This is a genomic window from Psittacicella melopsittaci (assembly GCF_003585925.1).
GTDB classification, from domain to species: domain Bacteria; phylum Pseudomonadota; class Gammaproteobacteria; order Enterobacterales; family Psittacicellaceae; genus Psittacicella; species Psittacicella melopsittaci.
On record NZ_NRJH01000085.1, the window covers coordinates 1 to 7,787 of the forward strand.

General features: G+C 32.2%; 6 protein-coding genes, 1 tRNA gene and 1 pseudogene. 4 read left to right on the top strand and 4 right to left on the bottom strand.

All coding sequences use genetic code 11. The annotated features are described in order from the left end of the window. Window positions 1-70: 70 nt before the first annotated feature. Window positions 71-475, bottom strand: a complete 405-nt coding sequence (locus CJP74_RS07795; protein ID WP_119497055.1) for a hypothetical protein — start codon at window positions 473-475, stop codon at window positions 71-73. A gap of 688 nt (window positions 476-1,163) precedes the next feature. Here CJP74_RS07795 and CJP74_RS07800 point away from each other — a divergent pair. Continuing rightward, window positions 1,164-1,253 (top strand) — tRNA-Ser (locus CJP74_RS07800). Between the two features lie 27 nt (window positions 1,254-1,280). Then, complete coding sequence (gene orn, locus CJP74_RS07805) at window positions 1,281-1,835, top strand: oligoribonuclease (protein WP_119497952.1); 555 nt, start codon at window positions 1,281-1,283, stop codon at window positions 1,833-1,835. A gap of 201 nt (window positions 1,836-2,036) precedes the next feature. On the opposite strand, the gene CJP74_RS07810 is transcribed toward orn, so the two are convergent. The 3 genes from CJP74_RS07810 to CJP74_RS07820 all read right to left on the bottom strand — a co-directional run bounded on the left by CJP74_RS07810 (window position 2,037) and on the right by CJP74_RS07820 (window position 4,296). Continuing rightward, window positions 2,037-2,453, bottom strand: a complete 417-nt coding sequence (locus tag CJP74_RS07810; RefSeq protein ID WP_119497954.1) for a hypothetical protein — start codon at window positions 2,451-2,453, stop codon at window positions 2,037-2,039. 348 nt (window positions 2,454-2,801) lie between these two features. Further along, window positions 2,802-3,212, bottom strand: a complete 411-nt coding sequence (locus CJP74_RS07815; RefSeq protein WP_119497956.1) for a hypothetical protein — start codon at window positions 3,210-3,212, stop codon at window positions 2,802-2,804. A 706-nt stretch (window positions 3,213-3,918) separates the two neighbouring features. Beyond that, complete coding sequence (locus CJP74_RS07820; RefSeq protein WP_119497958.1) at window positions 3,919-4,296, bottom strand: hypothetical protein; 378 nt, start codon at window positions 4,294-4,296, stop codon at window positions 3,919-3,921. A gap of 822 nt (window positions 4,297-5,118) precedes the next feature. Between CJP74_RS07820 and CJP74_RS08345 the strand changes: the two are divergent. Both CJP74_RS08345 and CJP74_RS07830 read left to right on the top strand, forming a co-directional pair. Further along, a pseudogene (locus CJP74_RS08345) lies at window positions 5,119-5,289 on the top strand (pentapeptide repeat-containing protein); the annotation flags it as partial. A gap of 410 nt (window positions 5,290-5,699) precedes the next feature. Continuing rightward, window positions 5,700-7,370 carry a tannase/feruloyl esterase family alpha/beta hydrolase gene (locus CJP74_RS07830; RefSeq protein WP_245958054.1) on the top strand — a complete coding sequence of 557 codons (1,671 nt, stop codon included), beginning with the start codon at window positions 5,700-5,702 and terminating at the stop codon, window positions 7,368-7,370. Window positions 7,371-7,787: the final 417 nt, after the last annotated feature.

Below are 7,787 nucleotides of genomic sequence, written 5' to 3' on the forward strand. Positions count from 1 at the left end.
TATTATAAACTTTTTATATTGTTTAATTAAGAGGGCTAAATTTAAAAGACTCTTAAGATAAATTCAGCAATTATGATTTTTTATTCATCTCTGCTTGAGTCATTACATAACTTACTGCAGGAATTTCGTTGCTTACTTCTAAAGCTCTTAATGAAGCGTTAATATCGTTTAGGCTCATTGAAGCAGGAGCTTTAATAATCATGTTACCTAAGTTGTAGTAAGCTAGAGTAGCGTGTTGATCACCTAAAGCAATGTTCATTACCCCTGAAACACCTGTAGTTACAGTTGCTTGGATAGCTTTACCGTCTACATCTAAAGTTTTTGTTTGAGTGTTCATAGCTGCTTTTTGTGCTGCTGACATTTTGTAGTAATCGCTGTAAGCAGTTGCTGGATCTTTAGTGCTTGCGTTTGCGTTGATTGATACTAAAGCTGTTGTTGCTACTAAAGCTGATAATAATACTGATTTGATTTTCATAACTAGATTCCTATGTTTTGTTGTTCTTTTACAGTGTTGTTTTTTTGTTTGTTGTTTTAGTTTTTTTGTTGTTTGGTTTTTTGTATTTGTTGTTTTGCTTTTTATATTTTTTGTTGTTTTATTTGTTACTTTATTTAATATTTTTTGTTCTTTCGTTTTTGGTTTGTAGTTTCGTTTGTTGTATTTATTTGTAGTGTTGTTTTTTTGTTTGCAGAATTTGTTGTTTTGTGTTTTTTATTTGTTGTTTTAGAATGAATGTATTTTAGTGTTACCTTGAGTTTTGCTATAAGGTTTTATTTTCCTCAGAGAGGATATAACTTGAATAATTATTTATATGTTGTTTATTTTGTTATGGATATTATAGATTGTTTTCTCTGTAAGATAAATAATCTACAGTTCAATACATTTTTGATTTGCTTTCAGTAATCACTAATGTTTACTGTCAATCAGATTAAGAATTATCTCTTTCTTATCTTGACATGCATATTATATAGTTTTAATTTTCAGAGAAAAACTAGCAAAGTTGCAAAATATTATTGCAATATTTGTGATAATCCAATTTGGGATCACTAAATTCCCCTAAATCTCGAGAAAAAACTCAGTTTCTCTAAAAAATTTTTCCAAATTTAGCAAAATTGTTATATACTAGAACAGCTGTTTAAATTACAGCCAACCGATTTTTTTCTAAGGTGAGATGTCTGAGAGGCCGAAAGAGCACGCCTGGAAAGTGTGTATACGTTAACGCGTATCAAGGGTTCGAATCCCTTTCTCACCGCCATTGTTTTTATAAAAAAGGACGCACTCTATGAGTAGTAACTTAGGTGATAAAGACACTAACTTAGTATGGATTGATCTTGAAATGACAGGATTAAATCTTGATAAGGATCAAATTATTGAAATTGCCACTATTATTACGGACAAGGATTTAAATATCCTAGCTAAAGGTCCAGTGCTAGCAATTCAAACACCTAAAGAGCTGTTAGACTCTATGGATGATGTCGTGCGTGAAATGCATACCAAAAACGGGTTAATTGAGCGAGTAAAAGCTTCAACTACAACTTTAGCTCAGGCTGAAGAACAAACTCTAGCTTTTATTCAGCAATACACAAATGTGAGAACTTCTCCATTATGTGGTAACTCTATAGGTACTGATAAAATGTTTTTAACCAAGTATATGCCAAAAATTGTGGCACATTTACACTATCGGTTAATTGACGTTTCAACGGTAAAACAATTAAATTTCCTCTGGGGATTTAATTACGAATATGAAAAGAAAGGAACTCACTTAGCTTTAGACGATATCGAAGAATCTATCGGTGAGTTAAACTTTTACCGAGATAAATTTTTTAAGAAAAACTAGCATATTTTTTCTCTTAAATTCTTGTTGGAGAGCTATGGCAAATGCCATAGCTCTTTTTTATGCGTGGAATTTAGCAAATTAACTTAATTATTTAGTGAGCAACTTTATTTAGTGAGCAACTTATTTACTGAGCAATATTTTAATTAGTAAATCCAGCCATAAAAAAATGCTCCATAACTATGTTATGAAGCACAGAAAAAGTTAGTTAGATAGAATGTCTCGAACTTGAATGTGAGATAAAGTTTTTACTGTAGTATTAAAATCTAAAGCTTTTAATACTTGATTAAGATTTTCTTCGCTAAATGATGCTGGTGCTGTTAATTGACCACGAGAAAATCCTACACTTTGACTTTGACCAGAGTTACCTGTAACAACGATATTGTAACTACCGTTGATGTTACGAGTTACATTAGCTTGGTATTCTTGACCGTCTACGGTAATAGTTTTAGTTTGAGTATTATTTACTCGAGTTTGGTTATTGTCTAATCTCGCTTGTCTTGATTGCTCATAGTAATCTCTATAAGCTGTAGCTGGATCTTTAGGGCTTGCGTTTGCGTTCATAGTTGCAAATGCTGTTGTTGCTACTAATACTGATAATAATACTGATTTAATTTTCATAACTAGATTCCTATGTTGATTTGTGTTAATTTTGTTTTTTAGTGTTGTTTTGTTTTATTTTATTTGTTTAGAAGAGAAGAAAAAATTATTCTGTTCAACTTCTGCATACTAGTATATGCAATTTTACTTGCTTGATAAAGTACTGTTTCTTTACAACTCTATTGAAGCATATTCAATAATAAAAACCTTGAAAACCTAAAAATTACCCTTGTTTCGGAGTAATAAAATTCTAAAGACTCGTTATTTAGTTATTACAATTTAACAATAAAAAAGTCCTCTTAACTTTTATAAAGTTAAGAGGACTCACTTAGTAATTAGTTGTATTCCACTTCATGGAAAAGATTGAAATTAAGAGTTAGATTTACTATTTAAGATATTTTGAATTTGGAAGTATGACAGAGTAGATACTTTAGTATCAATATCTAAAGCTTGTAAAGCTTGATTAATTTGTGCTTCAGTAAATGAAGCAGGAACTCTTACTTGACCTTTAGCAAAAGTATAGCTTCTTGTGTCAAGTGAACGTTCACCATCTACTAATACATTTAAGAAACCGTTAGCACCTTTAATTACTTTACCTTGGTATTCAACACCGTCAATAGTAATTACTTTAGCGTTGTTGTTTACTTGGTTAGCTTGTTGTGCTTGTGCGTAGTAGCTACTGTATGCTGTAGCTGGATCTTTAGTACTTGCGTTTGCGTTAATTGAAACGAATGCTGTTGCTGCTACTAAAGTTGATAATAATACTGATTTTAATTTCATAACTAGATTCCTTGTTGTTTGTTTTTGTTGTTTATATTTTTGCGTGTTGTTGTTTTTTATTTTGTTTTATATTTGTCTGTAAGAGCAAACAAGATAGTTGTTGTGTTGTTGTCTTGTGTGTTTTCTTATCTTGCTTAACTTACATGGACTATTATAAAGAAATTAAGGAAAAGGATAAATAGCTTATCTTTCAATAGAATCTTAAGTTAAATTCATTAATCCCTATTTAACAATAAAACATTATCAAAGCTCTTAACTTAAACTAAGTTAGTTTTCCCTGATAATCTCAAGAGTTTTATTAAAAACGTAGAGAGATAAAATTAACTAAGAGGCAAAAAGAATAATTCAGCTTTTAGGGAAATTATTTTCTTTTTGGGGAGCAAAAAATTATTTTTTATTAATTTTTTGCTTTAAGCTTTTTATTTTTTTATTGCTTTTTGCTTCAAGCTTTTATCATTTTTTTTGTTTTCTTTTTCTGAGACTATTATATCTGTCTCCTCTCTCCTGATAAATAGCTAAAACTAAAACAGTCCTTTGCAAAAAATAGAATAATCCCTTTTACTGCTGAAATCTCCAGAACTTATAAACAATGGAGCTATGTAATTTAAATAAGGTTAATTAGGTTAATTAATGAACATAAAAAAAGCCCTTGGTTAATACCAAGAGCATTAAGGTGTACTTGAATTTAAAATGGGCATAAACTTTTCTAGTAATTAGAAAAATTTAAGTTACCTGCTACAGTTAAAGGTAACTGCACAGGAATTTTTAATGCTACTAAAGCAGCATTAATCTCTTGCAGAGGCATTTGTTTAGGTGCTTTAACTGTTACTTTATCAAAGACATAAAATACTCCTGAGTCAGGTGCATTGCCTTTATTTAAAATAACATTACGGTAGCCGTCAGAATTTTGCATCATTAAAGCAGAATATTTTACACCATTAAGATAAAATTCTGCGGTAGTCCCTGAAACCTTATTAACTCCTGCCTGATAAAAATAGCTAGTCTGTAAATTAGCATTGGCATTAAGGATGCTAAAAGCTCCTAAAATGCAAAGGAATAAAACTTTTAGACTTTTGTTGTTCATGGGATATTGCGTTGTTCATTTTTGTTGTATCTATACTTAGAATATACTAATGCAGAAGATTTTTTCAAGCCCTTTTTAAAGAAAAATATAACAACAGAACAGTACTTTTTGGGAAAAATTTCTCTTACCTTTTTTCGTTTAAAGCAAGTAGCTAAAATCATTTAACCTACTGCGGTGAGATAGTTAATTTAGCTTTTTGTGGAAAAAATTTTGCTTTTTTTTGTTGTAACAAAAAATTTTGCTTGGGGCTAAGAAATATTTTTTCTAACCTTTCCTCTAATAAAATTGATTTTTTCTTCCACTTTGCCTCTTATAAAAATTAACTATCCTCTTCTAACCTTGCCTAAAGTAAAAATAAACTTTCTTCGCACCTTGCCTCCTGTAAAATTAGCCTTTTCTTCTACTTTGCTTCCCGTTTACCCATGCTAAAGTTATAAAAAAAATAACAAGAATACCCGCACGTAAATTTAAGGGTTAAGTAATTTTTTTTAGATAGGACTTTTCTTACTTTAAACCTCTTAATTAAGAAGAAATAACTAAAAATTACTTCAATTTAACAAAAAATAAATTCTGCAAACAAATTTTTTTCTCGCAAAAAGTATTGCCATATCGGCATCTTGGATATAATAATTGATAATAGAGAAAATTATTGTAAACACTTAAACATTATTCAAGAGAATAATAACCGAGACTTTTGTAAAGAGGAAGCAAAATTGCTTTCCTCTTTTTTTTGTGGAGAAAAAATAGTTTGAGTTAGAGAATAGATTCTCTGAGCTAGAGAACTGATACTCTGGGCTAGAGACATTATACTCTGAGCTAGAGAACACCTACTTAACTAACACCTACTTAACTAACACCTACTTAACTAACACCTACTTAACTAACACCTACTTAACTAACACCTACTTAACTAACACCTACTTAACTAACACCTACTTAACTAACACCTACTTAACTAACACCTACTTAACTAAAAGGATAACTTGTTCTTAACTAAAAAGATAACTTACACTTAGCTAAAAGAAAATAATAATCAAATTTGAAGTACAAAAAAAGACAGGAAAGTTCCTGTCTTCATCAAATTTACACTTTTAATTATTTCATCAACAAAGGTCTTCGTTATCGAAGATCTGCGTTGAGGAACTTAGCTATTGCTAAGCTTTATCCTCTCCATTTGGGAATTGATACTTCTACTACCTCAAAAAAGTATCAACTTAACTTTGCCAATAGCAAGAGTTAAACTTAGAGAATCTTTTATACCCGTAAAGTATACGCTATTAAGGCTAAACAATAAAGTAGCGTTTTTGCAAAAGACTTTTGCAAAGATCAAAATAATCAGCTTGAGCAATTACAATCCTATAGTATAATAAGCTTAATTTTCATTATAAAACTACACCTTTATTATGCAAAAAACTCTAGCTAAATTTGTCTTAACTGGGGTAATGTCTGGAATTTTATTTTCGAGCCTAGCTTCAGCTACCAATCCAATTAATACTCTTACTGCCACACCAAAACTTCCTGAAAAACAAACTGCCACGCCTACTTTAAAGCTCAGTGCCTGTCAAGCTTTAGAGCAAATTAACCTTGGCGATAAAGTAAAAATAACTGCTGTAACTTTTAATGCTACAGGCTTAATTCCTGCTGATCCTATGTCTGCATTTACAGGTGGACAAGCCAAAGATCAACAAGTTGCTCCTCACTGTGTTGTTACAGGAATTATTGAAGAACGTACAGGTGCTGACGGTAAGCCTTATGGCACTAAATTCGAATTACGTTTACCTACTAACTGGAATAATGCTTTTCTCTTCCAAGGTGGTGGCGGAGTTGACGGCTTTGTTGCTCCTGCTATAGGTAGTGTTCCGATTAATACCGCAAATGCTACGCCAGCCTTAGAGCGAGGCTATGCTGTAGTTTCAATGGATGGTGGTCACCCGACGCCAACTCCTGATTTTGGTTTAGATCAACAAGCACGTTTAGACTTTGCTTATCAAGCTATAGGTAAAGTAGTTAATGTAGCTAAAACAATTATCCAACAGGTTTACGGACAACGCCCGCAGCAAAGTTACTTCATGGGCTGTTCTAATGGGGGACGTGAAGCTATGATTGCTTTACAACGTTACCCAACTGAGTTTAATGGCATAGTAGCCGTTAACGCAGGTTTTAGATTATCACGAGCAGCTGTAGCCCAACAATGGGATTACCAACAATTTCTTAAAGCAGCTCCAACTAATGCAGCTGGAGAAAAAACTCTCTCTAATGCTCTTACACAAAATGATTTAGATCAAGTACGTAATACAATTCTTAAACAATGTGATGCCAAAGATGGTATTGCTGACGGTATTGTAAATGCTTGGGAAAACTGTAATATAGATCCAAATAGCTTACCACTCAGCAAAGAACAAATTGCCGCTCTAAGAGCAGTAATGGACGGAGCAAAGACTTCTCAAGGTCAACAAATCTATGCAGGCTGGTACTGGGATACAGGTATTAACCAAGACGGCTGGAGAATGTGGAAACTTGGTAATTCACAAACAGCTCAAGCTAATGCTTTATCTCTAACTTTAGGGGCTGGTTCTTTACTTTACTACTTTATGACTCCTGCCCAACCTGATTTTGATATAAGCAAGTTTGATTTTGATAAGGATGTAGCTCGTGTTTATCAAACTGGATATCTCAATGATGCCGTAAGCACTGACTTAAGCACTTTCTTTGCTCAAGGGGGTAAATTAATTGTGGTAACAGGAGCTTCTGATCCAGTGTTCTCCGCAAAAGATCAAGTAGAATGGTATCAACAAATGCTTGCTGATACACCAGCAGGTAAAGACTCAAGTCGCCTCTTTGTTCTTCCTGGGATGAACCACTGTGGTGGCGGTAATGGTCTTGATGATGTAGATCCATTAACAGCCCTTGAAAACTGGCAAGCAAACCCTAGTGTTGCACCTGAACAAATTCTCGGACGCGGAAGAAACTATCCAGGTAAAGAAATGCCAGTATGTGCTTACCCAAATGTAGCTTACTACAATGGTGGTGATGCTAATAAAGCTACAAGCTATACTTGTCGTATCATTAAATAAGCAAAATATCTTTTACAAAAGGAAATAAATACAAAAAAATTATGGGTTTTACTCCATTTTTAGGTAAAATTTACATTTTTTTGTCATATAACTATAAGTTAATAAACATATTTAACTAAAATGTTTATTTTCCTTTTTTCCTCTATACTCTACGAGTTGCTTTATGCTATAATACTGGGCATAAACAGGTTCTTTACAATTAAACTGTTTTAATCTGTAAAGTTAATTCTAATGATGTGTAAATAGTCTAGGATCCTTGTTCATGGAATAAGGTCCTTTTTTTACCCCTATTTTTTCTCTTCTCCTCTTTTTTTCTTACTTTTTTTATTAATTTTCCTCTCTATTTCTTTTCTAAGCTTTTTACTTTTTTCTCCTTTACTTAGCTTTTACCTTTTTCCTCTCTTAGCTTTTTTCTCT